This window comes from Promicromonospora sp. MS192 (assembly GCF_049532985.1).
In the GTDB taxonomy this organism is placed as follows: domain Bacteria; phylum Actinomycetota; class Actinomycetes; order Actinomycetales; family Cellulomonadaceae; genus Promicromonospora.
In genome coordinates, this window is record NZ_CP186693.1 from 2385553 (window position 1) to 2408860 (window position 23308).

At 73.6% G+C, this 23308-nt stretch carries 18 protein-coding genes; 6 read left to right on the top strand and 12 right to left on the bottom strand.

Features of this window, described 5'->3' with window-relative positions; all coding sequences use genetic code 11:
- Nucleotides 1-62: 62 nt before the first annotated feature.
- The 4 genes from ACO229_RS10760 to ACO229_RS10775 form a co-directional block, all read right to left on the bottom strand.
- Nucleotides 63-3416: an ATP-binding protein gene (locus ACO229_RS10760; protein WP_423464899.1), complete on the bottom strand. Its 3354-nt coding sequence runs from the start codon at nucleotides 3414-3416 to the stop codon at nucleotides 63-65.
- Entirely contained in the window at nucleotides 3413-4141 is a 729-nt protein-coding gene (locus ACO229_RS10765) for a DUF4194 domain-containing protein (protein ID WP_397430012.1), read from the bottom strand. Before ACO229_RS10765 ends, ACO229_RS10760 begins: the two co-directional genes overlap by 4 nt.
- Nucleotides 4134-5657 carry a DUF3375 domain-containing protein gene (locus ACO229_RS10770; RefSeq protein WP_397430011.1) on the bottom strand — a complete coding sequence of 508 codons (1524 nt, stop codon included), beginning with the start codon at nucleotides 5655-5657 and terminating at the stop codon, nucleotides 4134-4136. The genes ACO229_RS10765 and ACO229_RS10770 overlap by 8 nt, the downstream gene beginning before the upstream one ends.
- A 71-nt stretch (nucleotides 5658-5728) precedes the next feature.
- Nucleotides 5729-6349: a TetR/AcrR family transcriptional regulator gene (locus ACO229_RS10775; protein ID WP_423464900.1), complete on the bottom strand. Its 621-nt coding sequence runs from the start codon at nucleotides 6347-6349 to the stop codon at nucleotides 5729-5731.
- A 139-nt stretch (nucleotides 6350-6488) separates the two neighbouring features.
- On the opposite strand from ACO229_RS10775, the gene ACO229_RS10780 reads away from it, so the two are divergent.
- Nucleotides 6489-7247, top strand: coding sequence for an SDR family NAD(P)-dependent oxidoreductase (locus ACO229_RS10780; protein ID WP_397430009.1), 759 nt, complete (start codon nucleotides 6489-6491; stop codon nucleotides 7245-7247).
- Here the strand turns inward: ACO229_RS10780 and ACO229_RS10785 are convergent.
- Entirely contained in the window at nucleotides 7238-8293 is a 1056-nt protein-coding gene (locus ACO229_RS10785; protein ID WP_423464901.1) for a DUF4037 domain-containing protein, read from the bottom strand. The genes ACO229_RS10780 and ACO229_RS10785 overlap by 10 nt on opposite strands.
- A 249-nt stretch (nucleotides 8294-8542) precedes the next feature.
- Nucleotides 8543-9964: an FHA domain-containing protein gene (locus tag ACO229_RS10790; protein WP_397414440.1), complete on the bottom strand. Its 1422-nt coding sequence runs from the start codon at nucleotides 9962-9964 to the stop codon at nucleotides 8543-8545.
- A 214-nt stretch (nucleotides 9965-10178) separates the two neighbouring features.
- Here ACO229_RS10790 and ACO229_RS10795 point away from each other — a divergent pair, with 214 nt between their 5' ends.
- Complete coding sequence (locus ACO229_RS10795; RefSeq protein WP_423464902.1) at nucleotides 10179-10814, top strand: UdgX family uracil-DNA binding protein; 636 nt, start codon at nucleotides 10179-10181, stop codon at nucleotides 10812-10814.
- A gap of 41 nt (nucleotides 10815-10855) precedes the next feature.
- Here ACO229_RS10795 and ACO229_RS10800 read toward each other — a convergent pair whose 3' ends face one another.
- From ACO229_RS10800 to ACO229_RS10825, 6 genes are all read right to left on the bottom strand, one after another.
- A complete protein-coding gene (locus ACO229_RS10800) occupies nucleotides 10856-15277 on the bottom strand; it encodes a prealbumin-like fold domain-containing protein (RefSeq protein WP_423464903.1) in 4422 nt (1473 codons plus the stop codon).
- 117 nt (nucleotides 15278-15394) lie between these two features.
- Nucleotides 15395-16273, bottom strand: coding sequence for a GAP family protein (locus ACO229_RS10805; protein ID WP_423464904.1), 879 nt, complete (start codon nucleotides 16271-16273; stop codon nucleotides 15395-15397).
- A gap of 111 nt (nucleotides 16274-16384) precedes the next feature.
- Nucleotides 16385-17107: a ZIP family metal transporter gene (locus tag ACO229_RS10810; RefSeq protein WP_397415572.1), complete on the bottom strand. Its 723-nt coding sequence runs from the start codon at nucleotides 17105-17107 to the stop codon at nucleotides 16385-16387.
- 12 nt (nucleotides 17108-17119) lie between these two features.
- Nucleotides 17120-17494: an SHOCT domain-containing protein gene (locus tag ACO229_RS10815; protein WP_397433655.1), complete on the bottom strand. Its 375-nt coding sequence runs from the start codon at nucleotides 17492-17494 to the stop codon at nucleotides 17120-17122.
- A gap of 173 nt (nucleotides 17495-17667) precedes the next feature.
- On the bottom strand, nucleotides 17668-18948 hold the full coding sequence (locus ACO229_RS10820) for an ABC transporter permease (RefSeq protein ID WP_423464905.1): 1281 nt from the start codon (nucleotides 18946-18948) through the stop codon (nucleotides 17668-17670).
- On the bottom strand, nucleotides 18945-19640 hold the full coding sequence (locus ACO229_RS10825) for an ABC transporter ATP-binding protein (RefSeq protein WP_397415564.1): 696 nt from the start codon (nucleotides 19638-19640) through the stop codon (nucleotides 18945-18947). The genes ACO229_RS10820 and ACO229_RS10825 overlap by 4 nt, the downstream gene beginning before the upstream one ends.
- Nucleotides 19641-19845: 205 nt before the next feature.
- Here ACO229_RS10825 and ACO229_RS10830 point away from each other — a divergent pair, with 205 nt between their 5' ends.
- From ACO229_RS10830 to ACO229_RS10845, 4 genes are all read left to right on the top strand, one after another.
- On the top strand, nucleotides 19846-20376 hold the full coding sequence (locus ACO229_RS10830) for a toxin-antitoxin system HicB family antitoxin (RefSeq protein WP_397433659.1): 531 nt from the start codon (nucleotides 19846-19848) through the stop codon (nucleotides 20374-20376).
- A 69-nt stretch (nucleotides 20377-20445) separates the two neighbouring features.
- On the top strand, nucleotides 20446-21288 hold the full coding sequence (locus tag ACO229_RS10835) for a DUF4097 family beta strand repeat-containing protein (protein ID WP_423464906.1): 843 nt from the start codon (nucleotides 20446-20448) through the stop codon (nucleotides 21286-21288).
- Nucleotides 21289-21337: 49 nt separating this feature from the next.
- Nucleotides 21338-22144, top strand: coding sequence for an ABC transporter ATP-binding protein (locus ACO229_RS10840; RefSeq protein ID WP_423464907.1), 807 nt, complete (start codon nucleotides 21338-21340; stop codon nucleotides 22142-22144).
- Nucleotides 22141-22902, top strand: coding sequence for an ABC transporter permease (locus tag ACO229_RS10845; protein WP_119146145.1), 762 nt, complete (start codon nucleotides 22141-22143; stop codon nucleotides 22900-22902). The genes ACO229_RS10840 and ACO229_RS10845 overlap by 4 nt, the downstream gene beginning before the upstream one ends.
- Nucleotides 22903-23308 lie beyond the last annotated feature (406 nt).

Below are 23308 nucleotides of genomic sequence, written 5' to 3' on the forward strand. Positions count from 1 at the left end.
TCGCGCCTCCGGGCGTGCCCAGGACCCGCGGCACATCGCCCGCCGGGCCGGGGAGCGGGCAGTCAGGCCTCCGCCACCCCCGCCACCGCCTTGGTGCGCGAGCGCCCCGAACCGTCCTTGAGCACCACGTACTTGAGGTCCACGTGCGGCTCCAGGGCGCTGTACTTGTCGTTCGGCGCGCCGATCACGAGCTGGAAGCCCAGGCCGCGCCAGGCGCCCACGGCCCGGCCCGTGAACCGGGCGTCGGCCTTGATCAGGGCCTCGTCCAGGAACACCGGCGCGTAGCGCGGCCGTTCCGCCCCGGCGTCGCCGAGCTGGTAGCGCAGGGCCGCGCCGACGATGAACGCGACCAGCTCCTGCGACTCGCCACCGGACTTCTCGCCGATGCCGTCGTAGTGCGCCACGTGGTTGCCGTCCAGGTCCACCTTCTCGGCGCTGAGCCGCACGTGCCGCCGCACGTCCACCAGGTCCGCGAAGTCGGGCGAGCCGCGACGGATGCGGTCCACCACCCGGGCCATCCGCAGGTAGCGCCGCTCACGCTCGGCGTCGGTGGCCTCACGGGTCAGCGCCTCGCGCAGGGAGCGCAGCTCCTTGCGGAACGCGCCGACGACGGCGGACTGGTTGTCGCGCGCGTCGATCCGGAGCCGGTGGTCGTCGTCCGCGAACGGCAGGTTCGCCAGGATCTCGTTGACCGGCCCGATCCGTTCCTTGATCTCGCGCACCGCCCCGGCCAGCGCGCTGTGCAGGTCGGTGAGGTCGTTCCCCGACAGCCGCAGCAGGCTGTTGCGCCACTCGGCCTCCAGCTCGTGCAGGCCGTTGGTCTCCAGGTCGGTGAGGATCCGCTCGTAGTCGGCGAACGACTCGTCGGGGTCGGTGCCCAGGTTGGGGTCGTGCCAGCGTTCCTTGAACGTCTCGAACGTGCGCCGCAGCGCCTCCCGGGCCGTGCCGAGCGCGGTCTGCGCGGCCTCCCGGTCCGCCCGGAGCCGTTCGGTGGCCTGGCGCAGCGCACTGTCGAACGCCGCGAGCGCCTCCGCAGCGTCGCCGTGCCCGGTGTCGGGCCCGGCGGCGTCGAACAGCCCGTCGAGGTACTCACGCTGGTCGGGTGCGACGGTGGTGCCGGCGTCCTCGGCGGCGTCGAGCGCCTGCTGGGCCGCGTCGACCTCGTCGGTGACGGCGGTCCAGCGCTGTTCGAGGGCCTCGGCCGCGGCGCGCGTCTTGCCGAGGTTCTGGTTGAGCTCGTCGATCTGCCGCTCGAGCGTGCCGGCCTGCTCGCGCAGTCGGGTGATCTCGGGGTTGCCCGCGGTGACCTCGTCGATCACGGCGGCCCACCGGTCGCGCTCGGCCTCCACCGCGGCCACGTCGACCTGGTCCCAGACGAGCCCGCTGACGGTGCGGTACGCGTCGAGCTCGTCGTCGTGCCGGTTCAGCAGGTCCTCGGCGTCCTGGACGTGCTGCTCCACCTCAGCGAGCCGGCCTCGGGCCCGCGCGATCCGTTCGTCGAGCTCGGCCAGCGCGCGGCCGTTGGTGAAGCCCAGCACGTTGCCGCGCAGGTTGCCGCCGTGCGCGCCCCGGTGCCCCTCGGACTGCTGCCCCAACCGGGTCAGGGCCATCGTGTGCTGCCCGAGCTGCCCGGGCGTGTCCACGCAGACGTACGCGAAACGCTGCGCCAGCTCGTGCTTGAGCCAGCCCGCGAACGGCCCGCCGCGCACGTCCAGGCGGCCGGGCAGGGTGCGCGAGTCGAGCCGCACGTCGTCGCGCAGGCCGGTGGGGACGCCCTCGAAGCGGATGCGGGTGGTGGTGGGCACGCTGTCGATGGCCTTGCGGAAGGACTGGATGCGCGCGGTGTCGATGAGCATCTTGGTCGCGAAGCCGCCGAGCGCCAGGTTGAACGCGCCGCGCCAGGGCTCGAACTCGGTGCGCACCTCCAGCAGCTCGCCCACGAAGGGCAGGTCCTCGGGTGTCAGCCCCGCCGCCTCGGCCAGCACGGCGCGGGCCCGGTGCAGGTGGTCGGGGATGTTGCCGCGCCGGTCCGCGGCCGCCGCCCGTTCGGCCTCCAGGTCGGCCAGCTCGGCGCGCGCGGTGCTGCGCAGCGCCATCGCCTCGCCGAACCCGTCCCGGGCCGCCTTCCTCGCACCGGCGTCGTCCAGGGCTGCTCGCGCACGGGCAGCCACCGCCGAGAACTCCGCCTCGGTGGTGACCGTCGCGTCCAGCACGCCGAGGGCGTCGTCCAGGCGCCCGCGGGCGCGCGCGACATCGGCCAGCCGTGCGCGGACGCCCTTCAGCTCGCGCTGCGCCGTGGCCAGGCGGTCGCCGCCGGACGCACGCAGCGTCTCCTGCACGCCGTCCAGCTCCGCCTTGGCGGCGGCGATCCGGGACTCGGTCTCCGCGGCGAGCGCGTGCGCGTCGCGGTGGCCCGCCTGCAGCTCGTGCTCGACGGCGCGCAGCAGCCCGAGCCGCCGCTCGTTGCGCCACAGCGCGGCCGGCGCGGCGTCGTCGGTGAAGGAGCCGATCTGGTCGATGACGCGCAGGCGCTCGCCGGAACGGCCGACGGCGGCGTGGTGCTCCCGGATGGGCGACAGTGCGCCCACCTGCTGGCGGGCGGTGATCATCTGCTCGCGGGTGCCGGCGAGCTCGTCGAAGTGCTCCACGACCTCGTCGGCCTTCGCGAGCGTCTCGGGCTCCTCCAGGACCATCGCCTTGTACAGGGCGTCGACGGTGGTGATCTGCTGGCCGGCCTGGATGCGGCCGAGCAGGGCGACGGCCTTGTTGCCGTCGCCGGACGCGCCGATGCCGAGCGTCGAGTGCAGCCGGGCCGTGAGCTCCCGGTCGGTGTCGAAGGACACGAGCCCGGCGTCGGTCACGGCCGCGCGGGCGAACCGCTGGGCGGCGGCCCGCTCCAGGCCGCGCAGGTCGAACGGGCCGTCGCAGGTGGCGCGCAGCGCCACGACCTCCTCCAGCGTGCGCGCGGCGGCGGGCACGTACCAGGCGCGGACGGCGGTGAACTCGGTGCCGGACTGGTCGGCCCACGTCATGGCGATGGCCGACCAGGTGTCGCGCCCGTCGCCGCGCAGCACGCGCTGCCGGGTGCCGTCGTCGGTGCGCGACTCGTCGATCTTGCCGCGCGCGTAGGACAGGATGTTGCGCTGGTCCTTGCCGCGCGGCCGCCCCACGACGCTGCCGTTGGACGCCCCGTTGAACGGGGTGGTGTGCGGCATGAGCAGCGCGATGTAGGCGTCCATCAGGGTCGACTTGCCCGAGCCGGACCCGCCGGACAGCAGGGTCGCGGTGGGCGCCAGGCGCACGCGGTGGTGGCCGTCGTACCCGCCCCAGTTGACGAGCTGGAGGTCGCGCGCGACCCACTGCTGCCCCGTGGAGGCCGCCGGGATCATCCCGAACAGGGTGTCGATCATCGTCATCGTGCGTCCTCCTCGCCCGCCGCCGTGGCGGCGGTGTCCTCGTCGCGGACGCCGTTCTGCTCCCGCAGCCAGGCGCGCAGCTCCACGAGCCGCTCGTTGCTCAGCACGATCTCGACCAGCGGGGTGACGCGGTACCGGCCCTCGGACTCCTCCTCGACGAGCCCCTCCTTCTCCAGCCGTCGGACGGCGTTGCGGATCTCGGTCTGCCGGGTGGCCAGGTTCCTGTCGTCCGGGTCGAAGTAGGTCAGCACGGTCTGCTCGACCTCCTCGACGTCGACGCGGGCGGACGACTCGCCCGCACCGCGCTCGCGCTGGAACACGGTGCGCAGGTGCACCAGGACGAGGGTCTCGGCGCGCGTGTAGGGGTCGTCCTTGAGCAGGATCGGCACCTCGGTCTCGGCGGAGCGCACCTGCTGCTTGTACGCCACGCCGCGGTCGTGGTCCACGACGAGGTGCACGTACAGGTCGTGCAGCCGGGACTCGATCACCTGCTGGTTCTCCAGCAGGGTGCGCCACTGCGCCCGGTCGCGGTCGGCCACCAGGAACCTGCGCTGCAGCAGGCGCACCAGCACGCGGCGCACGGGGGCGTCCAGCGTGCCGGTGTCGCCGGCGAACTGGCCGGCGTCGTCCTCCTCCATCGGGACCGGGTCGACGAACGCCTCGGCAGGCGGCTGCTCGCCCGTGAGCTCCTCGGCGGGGGCGTCCTCGACGGCGGTGTCACTCATCGTTCGTGTCCTTGTCTTCCCTGGCGTCTTGCGTGGTCCGTACCGTCACGCCGCCGAACGCGAACCGCCGGCGGGAACCGTCGGGGCGCACGGCCTCGACGACGGCCACCTGGTCCGTCTCGGTCATGCCGTCCTGGTGGGCGATCTCCAGCAGCCCCAGCAGGTCGACCGGCCGTCTGATCCGTTCGGGTGCGGCGCCGAACGCCGCCGCGAGATCGGCCTCGCCGGACTGGCCCGCGAACCCGGCCGTGAAACCGGCGAGGTGCTCGCGCAGCTCGGCGTAGTGCGGGCCGCCCCACTCGCGGGCGCCGTCCTCCAGGTCGGCTTCCGCGTCGTCCCACGCCCGCAGCGGGGCGGGCGGCTGCGGCGGCCGCAGGTCGCTCGTCGACTGGCGCAGGTGCGCCACGCCGGCCACCGGCAGGCGGCGCAGCGGGGCCACCTCCTGGCTGCGCCGGGTGCCCGGGATCCAGCCCTGGAGGCCGATCATGACCTCGCGCAGCAGCTCGTCGACCTGCCGGTCGCGCAGCGGGTCGTGGTTGCGCACCTGCGTGGTGATGACGTGGGACGCCTGCCGCTGGGCCTTGATCACCTCCGCGACACCCTGCTCGATCCGCCGCCCGATGTCGCGCAGCTCGGCCCGCTGCTGCGCCGGCAGACGGCCCGTGAACCGGTGCCGCAGCACCGTGTCGAGCTGGACGGACAGCTCGTCGATCCGTTCCGGGTCACCGATCAGGCGCAGCGCGCCGGCGAAGGCGCGCCCCTCCGGCGTCGCGGTCATCACCTGCTCGCCGCGCTCCAGGTACTCGCGCAGCACGTCGCCCGACGGGCGCTCGTCCTGCCGCAGGGCCGCCACCACGTCACGCTGCATGGCCCGGAGCGACTCGGCGACGCGCGCGAAGTCGGCAGGCAGCTCGCGCACGAGGTGCAGCACGTTCTCCGCCTCCTCCAGCAGCTCGTCCTCACCCACCTCGTCGACCTCACCGGTCCGCTGGATCCGCGCCAGCTCGTCCTGGAGCCGCCTGATCTGCGCGTCCAGGCGCGACATCCGCACCAGCACGTCGGGGTCGGCGTCCTGCGCCAGCCGCTCGACGGCGTCCAGGAGCGTGCGCACGCGCGACTGCGAGACCCGCGCCCGCGCGCCCCCGGCCCGCCCTGCGACCTCCAGCGCGCCGACCGCGTGCGCCGACAGCTGGTACACCTCCACGTCTCCGTCGACGATCTGCCGTTTCAGCCAGCCGACGTCGGCCCACTGGCGGCACAGCTCACGCGCGCTGCCCAGCGGGATCGCCCGGGTGCCGTCGGCGTGCAGCTCGTAGCCCTGCGCCCGGAGCTGGTCGAGCGCGTCACCGATCTCGGTGTGCGCCTCCGCCACGGGCACGGTGGGCCGCTCGGGTGTGAACACGAGCGACAGCAGCGACACCACCAGCGGCGCGTACCTGCGGTGCAGCAGGTCGAGCATCGGCTCCTGGAAGGCGCGGAGCGCGCCGAGGTAAGCACCCTCTGCACGAGTAATCATCGCCGCTCAGAGTACGTGGGACCACGGACATCCACGCTCCCGTCGTCCACAGGCCCCGGCTCGCGGGCCGATCAGACCGCCGGGGGCGTGACGGGTTCCCCGGAAGCGGGCGGCAGCAGCTGCGCAGCGAGCGAGCGAGCCGTCTCCGCCAGCGTGCCGACGTCCATCCCGGTGCGCCCCATGAAGGTCAGGCCCTGCTGCGCGGCGAGCAGCGCCCGGGCGGTCCGGACGGGGTCGGAGGTGTCCGGCAGGTCGCCCTCGGCCTGCGCACGGCGCACGGCCTCGGCCAGGACCGCCGTCGTCGCCTCGTACGCCTGCCGGGCCTCGGTCGCGACCACGGGATCCGCGGCCGCGAGCTCCGTGGTGCTGTTCGCGAGCAGGCAGCCCCGGCGGGCGGACGCGCCGTCGGGGTCGCCTGCCGTCGCCACCAGGAAGTTGCGCAGGGCGTCGATCGCGCGCGGCGCGGCGTCGACCGACCGTCGCAGCCCCTGTTCGAGCGACTCCACGTAGCGGCGCAGCACCCGCAGGAAGAGCTCGTGCTTGTCCCCGAAGGCGGCGTAGAGGCTGCCCTTGCCCAGCCCGCTCACCCGCATGAGGTCCTGGAGCGACGTGGCGGCGTAGCCCGCGTCCCAGAACTGGTCGCAGACAGCATGCAGCACCGCGTCCTCGTCGAACTGTCTCGGCCTGGCCATGCGCCCAGGATAGAAGATTCTTGACCGATCGGTCCAACACTCCTAATCTGGACCGGCCGGTCAACAATCCAGCACGAGGCGTCCGCGGCCGGACGGACATCCACCTCGACGCAGCCACCACCACGAAGGACACATCGTCATGGGTCAGCTGACCAACAAGACCGCTCTGGTGACCGGCGGGAACTCGGGCATCGGCCTCGCGGCCGCACAGCGGTTCGTCGACGAGGGCGCCCGGGTCTACCTCACCGGCCGCCGCAAGCCGGAGCTCGACGCCGCGGCCGAACGGCTGGGCGACCGCGCCGTCGCCGTCCAGAGCGACGTCTCCGACCTGGGCGACCTCGACCGGCTGTTCCAGCGCATCGCCGACGACGGGAGCCGGCTCGACGTCCTCTTCGCGAACGCCGGCGGAGGCGAGGCGCTCCAGCCCCTGGACACCCTCACCCCGGAGAGCTTCGACCACACCTTCGGGATCAACGTGCGCGGCACCGTCTTCACGGTCCAGAAGGCGCTGCCGTTGCTCAACGACGGCGGCAGCATCGTGCTGACCGGTTCCAGCTCGGCGAGCCGCGGCGTGGCCGGGTTCGGCGTCTACTCCGCCACGAAGGCCGCCCTGAGCCAGTTCGCCCGCGTCTGGGCGGCCGAGCTCGCGCCCCGCGGCCTGCGGGTCAACACGGTGGTGCCCGGACCCACGGACACCCCCGGGCTGCGGGGCCTGGCGGCGGACCCGGCCGAGGTCTCCGCCATGCTCGACGGCATGGCCGCCAGCACGCCGCTGAACCGGCTCGCCGACCCCGCCGAGATCGCGAACGCCGTGCTCTTCCTGGCCTCCGACCAGTCGAGCTTCATGACGGGCAGCCAGCTCTTCGTGGACGGCGGCGAGGTGCAGGTCTACCCCTGATCCCCGGCCGCCACCGGGCCCGGGCGCCCGGCGCGGACCTGCGCCAGCCGGTGGCGCAGGTCCGCGTCGGTGAGCGTGCCCACGTCGTCCACCCACTGCTCGACACCACCCCGGTGGCCCAGCGCCCGCACCTCCGGGTCGGCGACGGCGGAGCGCAGCACGCCGGCCACGTCGCGCACACCCGTGAACGGCCGGTCGAAGAACGGCTCGCACGCGGCGCCGTCGAGCACGGGCAGCCCGACGGCACGCTGCCGCTCGTGCAGCGCGTCGCACGCGCCGCGCAGCGCGGCGTCGCGCTCCTGCCAGGTCGCGGCGGCGAGCGCGTCGTCCAGGTGCCCGGTGACCGACGGCGCCACCGGCAGCCGGGCGAACGACGTCCCGGCCCACTTGGGGTACGGCGGCCAGCGCCGCTCCAGCAGGAAGGCCAGCCGGACCATTCCCGTGGCGAGCCGCGCGGCGATCAGCCGGGACCCGAGCTCGTCACCGAGCTGCCCGGTGCGGCCCACGAACGGCAGCTCCTGCCCGAGACGCGCCCACTCGGCGGCCAGCACGTGCAGCCACACGTCGTGCGGGTACCAGGCGAGGCGTTCCCGCAGCGCGGTGATCTCGCCGGAGGTGTCCTCGAACACCGGCCCGGCGGTGACCTCCAGGACGGACTGGCCGGTCAGGGCGAGCCAGCCGGCGGCCGAGCGGTCACCGACGTCGACCCCGGTGCGCGACCGGACGAAGTCCGCCGCCGCCGACACCTCGACGCGGTGCCGGACCACGGGGTCCCAGGTGACGGCGAACGCCGTCGGCCACCCCTGGTACGACGGCGGGAGCGATGCCGCCAGGAGCGCGTCCACCTCGCCGACGCGCTCCGCCGGGACCAGCAGCGTCAGCCGCAGCCCCCAGTCGTGGTCACGGGACGTGTCGTCGTCGAGCCCGAGCACGTCCGACCCGGTACCGAGCCGCCCGGCCGCGCGGGGCATCCCGGGCAGCTCCCGGTCCAGCAGCGGACGGACGACGTCGGCCCAGTAGCCACGGGCGATCTCGATACCGGACATGACGCCAACCTAGGCCAAGGCGGTGCGCTGCCACGCCGGCGAGTTCGGCCCCTTGCCCCAGCGCAGCCGCCATGTTCGGCCCCTTGCCCCAGCACAGCCGCCATGTTCGGCCCCTTGCCCCCAGATCGGTCCCTCGATGGACCGATCTCGAGGCAACCGACCGAACACGGAGCCCTGCGCGGGACAACTGACCGAACAGAACAGGGGCCACACGCCAGGCCCCGCCCCGGACAGCCCGCCTGAGCCGGCTCAGCGCACGCTCGCCGTGACCGCCCGCGCCGTCAGGCAGGTCCAGCCGCCCACGTAGACCCGGTCGCCGTCCGACAGCCACCGGCGCTCGCCCGGCCGCAGCGGCGTCGTGGGCAGTTCGTCGCCGCGCGCGGCCACGTACGTGCCGTTGGCCGAGCCGAGGTCGATGACGCTCCAGCCGCCCTCCACCCAGGCGATCTCGCAGTGCCGCCGTGAGACGCCGGTGTCCTCGCAGACGATGTCCGGCACGACGCCGCGGCTGCGCGACGCACGGCCGACCACCAGTCGCTCACCGGTCAGGGGCACGACGGTGTCGGCCGTCGCGGGCGGCACCAGCCCGTCCTGCGGCACCTGGTCGGCCGACCACTCGAAGTCCGAGCGGACCTCCAGCGCCCAGGCCGTGGGGGCGGCGTCACGCACGAGCGGCTTGACGGCGGGCAGCACCACCTTGGGCATGGTGATGGAGTCGTCGGGGCGGAGCGCCGCGCCGATGCGTACCGCGAGCAGCGGCACGTGCTCCTGGACCACCGCCGGGTGCGCGGCGAGCATCCGCGCCAGGTGCAGCGCTCCGTCGAGCGGCATGCCGGCGCTGGGCTGCACGCGGACGTCGTCGCGCTTCTCCAGGAGGTGCTGGAGCACCATGGAGCGGAACACCGGCGCGTGCGTCATCAGCTTGCCGGTGGTGACCGCCACCGGCTCGACGCCCGGGTGGCTCAGCACGGCGCACAGGCCGTCCGCCAGCGACCGGGCCGCCTCGTCCAGGATCTCGCGGCAGGCGAGGTCGCCGTTGCTCGCGGCCTGGATGACCCGCGGCGCGAACCCGGCGAACAGCGACACGTCCGTGACCGACGTCCAGCGCTCCCGCCGCCCGAAGTGCCGCTCGGCCGATTCGACCAGCCCGGGCGACGCCCCCACGCGGCGTCCGTCCATCGACCGTGCGGCCGCGTCCAGCCCGCGCCGTCCGATCCACGCGCCGCCGCCGTTGTCGCCCACGTGCGGGCCCATCCCGTCCGCGAGGTGCCACCGGCCCACGTCGTCGCAGGCCACCGCGACCGCACCCGTACCGACGGCGAGCGTCGCGCCCGGCCCCGAGCCCAGCGCGCCCAGGTGGGCGGTGACGGCGTCGCTCGCCACGGCGGTCGCGGTGGTGCGCAGCTCCTCCGCGAGGATGTCGTGCACGCGGTTCGGGTCGAGGCTGCCGGCCTGCGTCTGGGACCGGAACCCGCGCATCCCCACCGCGGCGGCGCTCACCCGCGGCCGCCCACCGAACTCCGCCGCGAAGCCGCGGCACAGGTCGCGCACCACCTCGGGTACCGTCGAGCGTCCGTTCACGACCGTGGCCGGCGGCCCCGTGACCTCGTACGACCGGCCGCCCGGGGCGCCGCCGACCCGCAGGCGCGAGCCGGTGCCCCCGATGTCCACGCCGGCTACCCCGACACCCGCTCCGGGCTCCCCCGCCCCACCCTGCTGACCAGTCGCTATCGGCACCGGGTCATATTCACCCGGAACGCGAGATACCGCACCCGTCACCTGTCATACGCCGCAGGACGCTCCACCACGGCCTGGCTGCGGGTTCACGTCGCGAGCAGACGAGCGCCGGGGCAGGCTGGGTGCGGGAGCAGCGAGGAGGTGGATCATGCCGCAGGCCCGGACCGACCGCCCCGGCGCCCAGGAGTGGGTCCCCGCGGACGCCGACGTCGACGCGCTCGCGTCCGCCGTGCACGACTGCCGCGGCTGCGAGCTCTGGCAGCCCGCGACCCAGGCCGTCTTCTCGTCCGGTCCCGCCGACGCCGCCGTGGCGCTGGTCGGTGAGCAGCCGGGCGACCGTGAGGACCGCGAGGGCGAGCCGTTCGTCGGCCCCGCCGGACGGGTCCTGGCCGAGGCCCTCCATGCGGCGCACCTCGACCCGGATCAGGTGTACCTCACCAACGCCGTCAAGCACTTCCGTTTCACGGAACGGGGCAAGCGCCGCCTGCACCGCACGCCCGACGTCGCGCACGTGCGCGCCTGCCTGCCGTGGCTGGAGGCCGAGCTGGCCGCCGTCCGGCCCCGGGTGGTGGTCGCGCTCGGGGCGACGGCGGCCCGCGCCGTGCTGGGCCGGGCGGTGCGGATCGGCACCGAGCGCGGCCAGGTGCTCGACGGCGAGGCCTACGACGTCGTCGTCACGACGCACCCCTCGGCGTTGCTGCGGCTGCGGGAGCGTGCCGACCGCGCCGAGCAGCTCGACGCCCTCGCCGCCGACCTGCGGACCGCCGCGGACGCCGCCCGCTGACACCGGCCCCGCCGGTGCCTGCCATCACCGAGCACGGCCGGTCACGACCTCCGCCGGGCCCGCGATCCCAGCATCAGGGCCGAACCCAGCACGAGGAACACCACCATCGCCGAGACGATCCCGCCCAGACCGGCTCCGGTCAGGGGCAGGTCCCCGCCGGCACCGGGTGCCTCACCCGGACCTGGCCCGCCGTCCACCCCCGTCCCGCCCCCGGGCGCCCCGCCGGGCCCACCCGGTCCGTCCGGCGGCGCGGGCGACGGCGACGGCCAAGACGGCACGGACGGCGTCGGCGTGGGTGACGGCGTAGGAGTCGGCGTCGGGGACGGCGTGGGCGACGGCGAAGGCCCCTGCCCCGCCGTGTTGACCACCGCGCACTCCACCGACGCCCCGGCCTCCGCCACGAGCTGGAACCCGGCCGCCCCGGGGTCGGCGTCGGCCAGCCCGGCACAGGTGACCTCGCCAACCGTCCATCCGTCGCCCGGGTTCGTCTCCGCGACCGTGTACCCGCCCCCCGCCACGAGCCCGGTCCACGACCCCGTCGCGGAGCCCGGGCCGGTGCCGGTGACCGTCTGCGTGCCCGGCTCGGTCGCGTCGTCGGGCGCGAGCACGAGGTCGAAGGACCACTCCTGGCCCGGGTCCGCGCCGACCACCGTCTTGGTCAGGGACAGCTCCGCGGGCGCCGCCGTGTTGACCGCCTGGCACGAGACCACCGTGGCTGCCGTCGCGGTGAACTGGAACCCGTCGGCGGCCGGGTCCTCGTCCTGCGTGCCGGTGCACGTCAGGCCGGCCGACCAGCCCGCGCCCGGGTCGGGCTCGGTCAGGCTGTAGGCCGCGCCGGGCTCCAGGTCGGGCCACGTCACCACCGGCTCCTGGTCCGTCACCGTGAGCGGCACCGGTCCGCCCGGCCCGGTGAGCACGAGGTCGAACGACCACGGCACGCCGTCGGCCCAGCCGGCCACGGTCTTCGTGACGCTGAGGCTGCCCCACGGCGCGTTGGTGTACGTGCAGGTCACGGTCTCGCCGGGGTCCAGCTCGATCGACCCCTCCAGCCCGTCGGCGCTCGACGGCTCGCCGTCCGGGTCGCTGTCGACGCAGGTCAGGCCGGTGCCCTGGAAGCCGGGCGACGGGGTCTCCGTCACCGTGTACGAGCCGGGGACCACGTCGGCGGACGTCCGCGTCCCCGTGCCCGACTCGGTGGCGATCGTGAACTCCGGCGGGTCCAGCCAGTCGCCCGTGAAGCCGAACTCGCCGTCGCCCTCGGTGACGTTCTTCTCGATCACGATCGTGCCGGTCCGGAGGTTCTGGGCCGTGCAGTCGCCCACGTCGCCGGGGTTCACCGAGAAGTCGCCCAGATCGTCGATCACGAACGGCTCACCGCCGTCGGCAGGCGTGACGGTGCACGTCAGCCCGCTCTGGACCCAGCCCTCGGCGGCCGACTCGACGAACGAGTAGCGCACCCCGGGAACGATCTGCGGCAGGTCGACCGTCGCCGTGCCGTCCACCGTCGTCACGGGCACCACCACCGGGTCGACCGCGCCGTCCAGGTCGGTCAGGACGTACTCGAACTCCCCGTCGCCGCCCGCCGAGGTCTTGGTCAGGGTGCCGCTGCCCTGCACGGCCGTGTTCACGAGCTCGCACGACGCCGGCGCGCCCACCGGCGCGACGAACTGCAGCCCCGGGCTGCCCGGGTCGATGTCCTCGACGCCGTCGCACTCCACGTCGCCCGTCCAGCCGGGCACCTGCTCCTCGGTGATCGAGTACGCCTGCCCGGGGACCAGCCCCGTCCAGGTCACCGTGCGGCCGGACTGCCCGGTACCGGCGACGGTCTGCGGGGATGTCCCGCCCGCCGGCACGGGGTCGATGCTCAGGTCGAACGCCCACGGCTGGTCCACGCCGATCCCGGTGGCCACCTTGGCCACGCTGATCGACGACGACGTCACGGCGTTCTCCGCCCCGCAGTCCAGCACCTGGCCCGGCGTGAGCACGAGCTGGAACCCCGGTGCCGGGCTCAGGTCGTCCAGGCCGGTGCAGGTGATCTCGCCCCGGGCCCAGCCGGCCGGCGTCGTGCCGCCCTCGCGCAGCGTGTACTCGACCCCCGGGACCAGACCGTCCCACTCGACGGTCGGCGATCCCGAGGTCGCGGCCCGGGACACGACGGTGCCGCCCGGGTCCACCAGCTCGAAGTCGAACGTCCACGACAGGTCGGGCCCGCCGCCCGCCACGGTCTTGGTGACCGACGCCGTGGCGGCGTCGGCCGCGTTCGTGAAGAAGCAGACGACGACGCCGCCCGCGGGCAGGTCCACCGCGACGCCCCGCCCGTCCGCCGTGGGCGCCCAGAAGTCCTCGGTGCAGTCGAGGTCGGTGAGCGACCAGCCCGGCTCGTCGGCCGGCTCGGTGATGGTGTGCACCCCGGCGTCGAGGTCGAGGAACGTCCGGAGCGCGACGTTCGGCGGCACCGAGTTCCCGTTGAGCGTGAACGGCTCCGGGTCGCCGCCGGGCGGCGTGTGGACGAAGTCGAACTCCTGGTCGTACTCCACGGGCACGGTCCGCTTGATGACCGTGATGGAGCCGGGCAGCGTGTTGGTGAAGAAGCACCGCACCGTCTCCCCCGGCAGCACCGTGAGGTCGATCGCGCGCGTGGCCGGGTCCCCCGAGTGGTCGGCGCCGCCGTAGGTGCAGGCGAGGTCGGCCAGCACGGTCACCGGGTCGCCGTCGTCGGTCAGCTCCTCGATCGTGTAGGTGCCGGCCGGGACGTCGGTGATCACCTCCTCGTACAGGGTGCCGTCGCCCTGCTCCACCTCGATCGAGAACTCCTCGCCGCCCGGGATGTCGCTCGTGAAGTCGAACGTGCGCCCGTCCACGCCGTGCGCCTCCTTGGAGACGACGACGGTGCCGAGCCGGGTGTTCGTGAAGGTGCACTCGATCTCCTGCCCGGCCACGGGCACCACCGTGGCCGAGCGCTCCGCCAGGTCCGCGTCCGCCGTGCACGCGATCTCCGGGGGCAGCCAGCCGTCCGCCGCACCCTCGGTCAGCGTGACGGGGGCGCCCGCGGGCACCGGGAACGACGCGCTCTCGCCGTCGGCCAGGGTGACCGGGTCCTGGCCGGTGACGTCGAACGTGAAGTCGCCCTCGGCCCCGTCCGGGACCGTCTGCTTGGTGACGGTGACGACGGCCGCCGAGTTCGTGACCACGCAGTCGGTGGTGCTCTGCGGGCTGACGGGGAAGCGGTCGGACGGGTCGTCGAGCACGTACTGCTGCGGCGGGCCGCCCGCGGGTGGCACCGCGGTGCACACGACCGACTCCTGGGTCCAGGGCGGTGGCACGTCGGTCTCCGTGAGCGAGTACCCGTCACCGGCCAGCACGTCCTGGTACGTGACGGTCTCGCCCGCGGCGAGGGTGCCGTCCAGTGTCTCCACCACCGGCGGGCCCGGCTGGACCGGCCCCGTGTCGCTGTCCACCGTGTACCCGAACTCGTCCCCCGTGCCGGCCACGTCCGGCACGGTCTCCTTGGTGACGCTGAGGGCGCCGCAGTTGGAGATGTTCAGGCGGTCTGGCGTGTGGTCGGCGAAGTCCTGGATGTTCGCGGTCTCGGAGTTCCCCGTCCGGGTGAACATCTCCGAGACCTGGAACGTGGAGCACACCTGCGGGGAGAACAGCCCGGCCGAGCTGAGATCGATGGCGAACTCACCGAACGTCTCCTGGAACTGGTTGGTCAATGGCGGGCCCTCGCTGCGCACGCCGACCGACCAGTCGAAGTCGGCGGTGCCGGGCTGCACCACCCAGGTGCCCGCGCCGAGGGGGTCCGCGCAGCCGTCACCCGCCGCCGGCACCCACCGCTCGACCTCCACTGTCGTACCCGACGAGGCGTAGTTGAACTCCAGCAGCACGTCGTCGCACCGGCCCGGCCCCGGACCCTCCAGGTGCTGGAACACGCTGACCTCACCGTTGCCGACGTACCGCGTCCAGTACCCGTAGAGGATCGGGTGCTGCGCACCGGCCGGGGTGGTGACGACCTCGACGCCGTAGCCCGTGGAGCACAGGTCGCCCTTGGCGTTCGGGTTGGACGGCCCGGGCCGCCACGGGTTGGTGCCCGGGCTCTGGCTCGGCGGCGCGCCGGTGGGATCGGGGTTGGCGTTGCAGGCGGCGCCCGCGGAGCTGTTGTCCCAGTCGAAGCTGCCCTGGACCACGCCCGTGGAGCTGTTTCCCTGGGCTGTCACGTACGGGCCGGTCGGCGTGAACGTGAAGCTGCTGTCCGGCTGCACGTCCGTGATGAAGTCGCCCCAGTTGAACGTCTCGGGTGGCGCGGCCGGGTCCGTGGTGCCGTCCAAGGCCATCCCGGTCTGCAGGCCGGACGGTTCCAGGGTCGCGGCCGCGGCACGGACCGGCAGCAGGACCGGGGCCAGGACGGCGGTCACCAGGGTGGTGGCCGCGAGCGCCGCCACGAGCCGGCGGGCGCCCGTCACGCGGCGTCCGCCTCGTTGTTCCGACCCGGCACAGGTTCCTCCCGCTCGTCTCGGGTGCTGGACGCGTTCGACGCTACGAACGGGGTGATCGGCCGACCACCGGGGTCCCGGCGGATTTCAGAGGACGGAAATCCCGTCCCCGAGCATCTTGGCGCCCAGCACGAGCAGCAGGACGGCCATGATCGCCGCGTTGTTGCGGACCATCCACGACCTCAGCTCGTCGAGCACCGGACCGGCCCGGGACCCGAGCGCGACGTAGATGACCACGGGCGTCACGACGCCCACGCTGGCCACCACGGCGAACACGAGCGCCGCGACCACGGTCGCGGACGTGTCCCCGGGTGCCGCCGCCGCAATCGCCGCGCCGCCGGACACGACCAGGAGCAGGTTCTTGGGGTTGACCGCGCCGAGCAGCACCGCGAGCCCGCCTTCGCCCCGCATGACGGCCACGAGCTGCTGGTGGGCGACCCGGTTGGCCTGGGTCCAGGCGTCCCGGAACTGGTCGCTCGCGACCACGCGGTCCGCGGCGTCACGGACGAACGACTCGACCCCGCCCGTCAGCGGCGCTTCCAGCATCGGCAGGGCGCCCGCCACCCGCGGCGCGAGCCCCTGCTCGTCCAGTCCCTCGGCGACCCCGTCGAGCAGCGCGCCGACGTCGATCTGCTCCATCAGCGCCGACGTCATCCGGGCCGACACGGCGGACCGGACCGCCGGGTCCTCGGCCAGGGGCGCCACCGTGGCGACGTACCGGTCGGTGTCGGTCAGGGTGCGTTCTGCCCACGCCGCGACCACGCCGACGGGGGCCAGCAGGGCACCGAGCACGATCAGGACCACGGCGGCCGTGCTGCGCCCCCGGTGGCGTACGGGCCGCGGCACGCCGGCCGTCCGCCCGGACGCGGCCAGGGCATCGAGGCGGCCGCGCAGCTCCGCGTTCTCGCGCTCCAGCGCGGCGAGGCGCGCGCCGTCCTCCCGTGCTGCGGCCGCGTCGTCGTTCATCCGCCCCTCCGTGCCCGGGGCGTGCTCCGCACGCGAGGTCGCGCGCCGCCCCCACCCATGCTGGGCGGACCCGCAGGCCAGAGCCTCCCCCGGAACGGGTGAGCCGCGCCGTCAGACGGCCGACAGCATCAGCGAGACGGCGAACCCGATCGCCACCAGGGAACCGGTGGCCACGCCCTCCACGCGGTAGGACTCCGGCAGCAGCGTGTTGGAGACCATCGCGAGGAGCGCACCGGCCGCGAAACCCTGGGCGAGCGCCCCGGTGCGGCCGCTGGCCGGGTCGAGCAGCAGGTACCCGAGAGCCGCGCTCACCCCGGCCACGAGCACCACGACGGACCACATCCACAGCACCCGCGACCGAGTCCACCCGGCCGTGCGCAGCCCGCTGGAGGACGACAGCCCCTCCGGGAAGTTGCTGAGGATCACGCCCGCCAGCAGCGCCACGCTGACGTTCCCCTCCAGCACGGTCAGGCCGAGCACGAAGGACTCCGGGATGCCGTCGAGCACCGACCCGAACACGATCGCGAGCGGGGCCCCGTCGGCCTGGGCCCCGCCCGCGTCCTTGCGTGCCGCCGCGCCGCGCCGGCCCAGCCACCAGTCACCGGCGGTGAAGGTGGCCGCGCCCAGCAGGGTGAGCAGCCCGACCTGGCCGACCGACGCCGTCTCGACGGCCTCGTCCACCAGCTCGAAGGCGACCGACCCGATGAGCAGGCCGGCACCGAGCGCCATCACCACCGCGATGAACCGGCGGCTCGGCCGCCCCGCGTACGCCACGAGCGCCCCCGCGACCAGGGCGGCCGCCCCGAGCGCACCCCACCCGAAGGCTGCCAGCACGCGCCGGGCCCGTCAGGCCAGCGCCTTGGCCTTGAGCCGCTCGAACTCCGTGGGCGTGATGGTGCCGGAGTCCAGCAGGTTCTTGGCGCTCGCGATCTGGTCGGCGGGCGCCACCGCGGCCACGTCGCGGATGTAGCTCTCGGTGTCCTGGCGTGCCTGGGTGACCACGGCGGCCTGCCGCTGTGCCATGCCCCGGCCGCGCGCGATCAGGTAGACCAGTGCGGTCAGGACGGGCAGGAAGATCAGGAAGATGATCCACACCGCCTTCCACCACCCGGAGAGCTCCTTGTCCCGGAACAGGTCGGCGACCACCTGGAACAGCACCATCAGGTAGGCCACGAAGAAGAAGCTGTAGACCATCAGCCAGAAGAAGTCCCAGAAGTCCATGACCGTCTCCGCTCTCGACGTTCCTCCATGGGGTCTTTCCCCGGCACGAGCCGAGAGCTCCACGGTAGGCGCGGCGTCCTGCCACCGCCTCGTGGGAAACGGGTGAACGCCCCGCTCTCCTTGCCCGCTCCCCGTACTTCCCGGTACTTCCCGGTACTTCCCGGTACTTCCCGCTACTCGTACCGCAGCGACGAGATCGGGTCCTGCCGGGCCGCCCGCAGCGCCGGCAGGGTGCCGGCGAGGAACGCGATGGCCATGACGCCCAGCACCACGGCCGCCACGGTGACCGGGTCGAAGGCGACGAGCGTCAGCCCCGGCAGGTTCGCCAGGAGGTCGCCCGAGACGCTGCCCACGAGCTGCCCGACGCCGATCGCGGCCAGCACCCCCAGCGCGCTGCCGACCAGGCCGATCACCACCGCCTCGATGCTGAACAGGGAGAAGACGCGTGGGCTGGACAGTCCCATGGCCTTCATGAGGCCCACCTCGCGGGTGCGTTCCTGGACCGCCATGAAGAGCGTGTTGACGATCCCGATGCCCGCCGCGATCAGCGCGATCACCGCGAACCCGTTCAGCACCAGCACGATCGCGTCGATGACCGATGTCAGCGTGCCGAGCTGGTCCTCCAGGGTGCTGGCGGTGTACCCGGCGTCGGCCAGGCGGTCCACGAGCGCCTGCTGGGCCTCCGGTCCGGCGTCGGCGTCGAAGGTCACCGAGGCCTGCGCGTAACGGGAGGCCTGTGCCGCGGGCACCCCGGTGGTCTGCAGGTCGTAGAGCTCCTGCGTGAGCACGTCGTTCGGGATGGCGCCGCCCATGCTGATCACGCCGGGCTCGGCCACCCCGACCACTGTCGCCTCGGTCGTCGCCTGCTTCCCGGTGCCGTCGGTGACCGCGAGGGTGACGGTCTGTCCCACGGCGTCGGACGCCGTCCCGAGGCCCAGGGGCTCCACGTGATCCTCCGGGAGCACCAGCTCGGGGTCGGGGGCGTCGAGGTCGACCTGCCGGCCGGAGGCGAGCTCCGCCTTCATCCCGGGCACGAACTGGGAGACGGCGAGCTGGTACCGGGCGCCGTCGTCGTGCTGGACGTAGTCGGTGGTGACCGCCTTGACCGGCTCGACGCCCAGCACTCCGTCGATCCCGGCGAGGGTGTCGATGTCGTCGTCGGTCAGGGCCGTCGTCGTGGTGCCGGGCGCGCCGTCGGCGGCGATCTGGTCGGGGTCGTACTCGGCGGGGCCTTCGGTAGGCACCGAGTCGTCGGTCTTGGTCACGGTGAGCACGTCCTCGACGCCGACGGACGCCACCGTGTCGTCGATGTACCGGTTGATGCCCGTACCCAGACCGTTGGTCAGGGACAGCGTGAAGGCCCCGATGAAGATGGCCAGGACGGTCAGGCTGGTGCGCAGCCGCGACCGGAAGGCGTTGCGGAACGCGGTGGCGACCACGTCGACGGTCCTCATGCCGCCACCTCCTCGTGCGCGGCGACCAGTCCGTCGCGCATCTGGATGCTGCGGTCGCACCGGGCGGCCAGGTCGTCGTCGTGCGTGACGACCACCAGGCTGATCCCGTGGCTGCGGTTGAGGCCGAACAGGATGTCCTCCACGACGCCGCCGGTGGTGGTGTCCAGGTTGCCGGTCGGCTCGTCGGCGAAGATCACGCGCGGCCGGTTGATCAGCGCGCGGGCGATGACCACGCGCTGCTTCTGCCCGCCGGACAGGTCGTTGGCCTTGTTGCCGGCCTTGTCGTCCAGCTCGAGCTGCGCCAGGGCCGCCAGCCCGCGGGCGTGACGCTCGCGGCGGGGCACCCCGGCGATCTTCAGCGGCAGGGTCACGTTGTCCAGCACGCTGGCCTGGGCGTTGAGGAAGAACTGCTGGAACACGAACCCGAACGTGCGGTTGCGGGTCTGGTTGAGCTGCTTGGCCGAGAGGCGGGAGGTGTCTGTCCCGTCCAGCGTGATGGTGCCCGAGGTGGGCCGGTCCAGCAGGGCGAGCAGGTGCATCAGGGTCGACTTGCCCGAGCCGCTCTTGCCGGTGATCGCCACGGACTCACCCTCGGCGATGTCCAGGTCCAGGCCCTTGAGCGCCTCGAACGCGCTCGGCCCGGACCCGTAGGTCTTGTGCAGGTTGCTCACGGAGAGCAGTGGGGATGCCACGTCACGGCCTCTCTCTGGTGCTGGTTCGTCGGACGGGTCCCACCCTGCGCGTGCGCGGGCCCACGCGGATCAGCCTGGCGATGACTCTCGTGTACCCCGCTGGTAGCACTCCCCGCCGCCCGCCCACCTGGGACGACACCACGCGACACCACTGATGACGTCATACCTCTTGCGCTGACACCACGAGTGGTGTCATAGTGGCGTCATGGACCTGACGAGATATGTCGACGAGCTGCAGCGCCAGCTCTCCGCCGCGGCCGCCGCGGGCGGGGACGAGGCCCGGGAGCTCGCCGGCCGCCTGACCGCCCCGCTCGACGCCGCCGCCCGGCTCGTCCTGCTGGAGGCGCTCTCCGCGGCGGCGGGCGAGATCTCGGCGGAGCTCGCCCCCGGCTCGGTCGACGTGCGGCTGCGCGGCGGCGACCCGGAGTTCGTGGTCGCCGTCCCGGAGACCGCCGCACCGGCCGCCGTCCCGGCCACCGCGCCTGCGGCGCCGGCACCTGCGGTCTCGCCAGCGGCGGTCGAGACCGAGGCGGGCGCCACCACCCGCACCACGCTGCGCCTGCCCGACCACCTCAAGACCCGCGCCGAGCTCGCCGCCGCGCGCGAGGGCGTCTCGGTCAACACGTGGCTCGTCCGCGCGGTCGCCGCCGCCCTGGAGCAGCCCACCGGCCGCCCGGAGCAGCAGGGCCCGCCCGGCAAGCCCGGCAGCACCCGCCTCACCGGCTGGGTGCGCTGACACCAACCCGCCCGCCGTGACACCACGGCGACACCACATCATCCCACAGCCTCACCACCTGGAGTCGTCATGCCCACCTTCCCCGCGCCCACGCCCGTCCCGGTCGTCATCGACGTCCCCTTCGGCAACCTGCGCGTCACCGCGAGCGACCGGGACGACGTCGTCGTCACCGTGCTGCCCGCCGACCCCGCCAAGTCCGGGTCGGTGCGCGCCGCCGAGGAGACCCGGGTCACCCGGGACGGCGACGCCGTCTCGATCGTCTACCCCAACTCCTGGAAGCAGTACGTGCTGCCGTTCTCCGCCGGCGGGGCGATCGTCACGATCGAGGTGCCCACCGGATCCGACCTGCGCGGCAAGGCGGGGTCGCTGTACGCGGAGGGCCGCCTCGGCGCCGTCGACCTCACCCTGAACGGTGGCGACGCCCGGGTCGACGAGGCCGACCGCCTCGACCTCAACGTCTCGGCCGGGTCCGTCGTCGCCCGCCGCGCCACCGGGCCCACCCACGTCAAGGCGGGCGCCGGCGGCGTGCGGATCAGCGAGTTCTCCGGTGAGGGCACCGTCCGCGCCAGCAACGGCGCCACGATCGTCGGCTCGATGACCGGCACGCTCGAGGTCATCGGAGCGCACGCCGAGATCGTCGTGGACCGCGTGCACGGCACGCTCGCGGTGCGGTCGGCGCACGCCGGCATCCGCGTCGAGCGCGTCGACTCGGGCAGCGTCACCGCCACGACGTCGTACGGGTCCATCGAGATCAACGTGCCCGAGGGCACCGCCGCCTGGCTCGACGTGAGCTCGGAGCACGGCAGCGTCCGCAACGACCTCACGCCCGCCGAGGGCCCCGTCGAGAACGAGGCCACCGCTGAGATCCACGCCAGCACCGGGTGGGGCGACATCATCGTCCGCCGCCCGTGACCGTTCGCACCACTCCTCCCCAGGATCAGCCCCAGAGAATGGAAGTGACATGAGCCAGCCCACCGAACAGGGACGCGACATCGCGATCCGGGTACGGAACATCGAAAAGTCCTACAAGGACCTGCACGTGCTGAGGGGTGTCGACCTCGAGGTCGCCCGCGGCAGCATCTTCGCCCTCCTCGGCTCCAACGGCGCCGGCAAGACCACCATGGTGCGGATCCTGTCGACGCTGCTCACCGCCGACGCCGGCACGGCGAGCGTCAACGGGTTCGACGTCGCCGGCCAGGCCGCCGACGTCCGGGAGTCGATCAGCCTCACCGGCCAGTTCGCGGCCGTCGACGAGATCCTCACCGGCCGGGAGAACCTGGTGCTGGTGGCCCGGCTGCGACACCTGGCGAACCCGGGCCAGGTCGCCGACGACCTCCTGGCCCGGTTCTCCCTGACCGAGGCCGGCGGCCGCAAGGCCGGCACCTACTCCGGTGGCATGCGGCGTCGCCTGGACATCGCGATGAGCCTGATCGGCGACCCGCCGATCATCTTCCTCGACGAGCCCACCACGGGCCTGGACCCCCAGGCGCGCATCGAGGTGTGGCAGACGGTGAAGGCCCTCGCCGAGAACGGCACCACCGTGCTGCTCACCACCCAGTACCTGGACGAGGCCGAGCAGCTCGCCGACCGCATCGCGATCCTCCACGAGGGCCGCATCATCGTCGACGGCACGCTGGCCGAGCTCAAGGCCCTCCTCCCGCCCGCCAAGGTCGAGTACGTCGAGAAGCAGCCGTCCCTGGAGGACGTCTTCCTCTCGCTCGTCGGCGGGAACGGCACCACTCCTGCGACCACGAAGGAAGAGCGATGAGCAAGAACTTCTTCGGCGACACCGCCGTGCTGACGGGCCGGTCCCTGACCCACATCAGCCGCAGCCCCGACACCATCATCACCACCGCGGTCACCCCGATCGCCCTCATGCTGCTGTTCGTGTACGTCTTCGGCGGCGCGATCCAGACCGGCACCGAGAACTACGTCAACTACCTGCTGCCCGGCATCCTGCTGATCACCGTGGCCTCGGGCATCGCCTACACGGCCTACCGGCTGTTCCTCGACATGCAGGGCGGCATCCTCGAGCGGTTCCAGTCCATGCCCATCGCCCGCTCGTCGGTGCTCTGGGCACACGTGCTGACCTCGCTGGTCGCCAACCTGATCTCGGTGGCGGTGGTCGTGCTGGTGGCCCTGGCCATGGGCTTCCGCTCGGGGGCCGGCGTACTGGCCTGGCTCGGCGTGGCCGGCATCATCACCCTGTTCACGCTGGCGCTGACCTGGCTCGCCGTGATCGCGGGCCTGTCCGCCAAGACCGTGGACGGCGCGAGCGCGTTCTCCTACCCGCTCATCTTCCTGCCGTTCATCAGCTCGGCGTTCGTGCCCACCGACACCATGCCTGGCCCGGTGCGCTGGTTCGCCGAGAACCAGCCCGTGACCTCGATCGTCGACGCGATCCGCAACCTCCTGGCCGAGCAGCCGGTCGGCACGGACATCTGGGTCGCGCTGGCCTGGTGCGTCGGCATCCTGGTGGTGGCGTTCGCGTTCGCGACGTCGGCCTACCGCCGCCGCATCAGCTGAGGACGGGGCGGGGCCGACGGGGCTGAGCCAGGCCAGGCCGGTCCGGTCCGGTCCGGTCCGGTCCGGCGAGGGCGGGGCCCGTCCGGTGCGGGCGGGGCCGGTCCGATCCAGCCTGGTCCGGTCCCGGCTCGTCCCCGCCCGAAGGTGCGCTTCTACCCAGTCCTTGGGCCCAGAATCCCGTCTGATTCTGGGCCCAATGACTGGGTAGAAGCGCACTTTGCGTGCGCGGGCCTGGCAGTTGGACGACGGCGCACCGTGGCACTGCTTCGTGCACACTCGCGAGTCGCGCTCCCCCGGACCGGACCGCACCGCCCGGCCCGCGCTCCCCCGGACCGGACCGCACCGTGCGGACCGCACCGCCCAGACCGCACCGCTCGGCCCGCACTCCCCCGGGCCCCACCCCCGC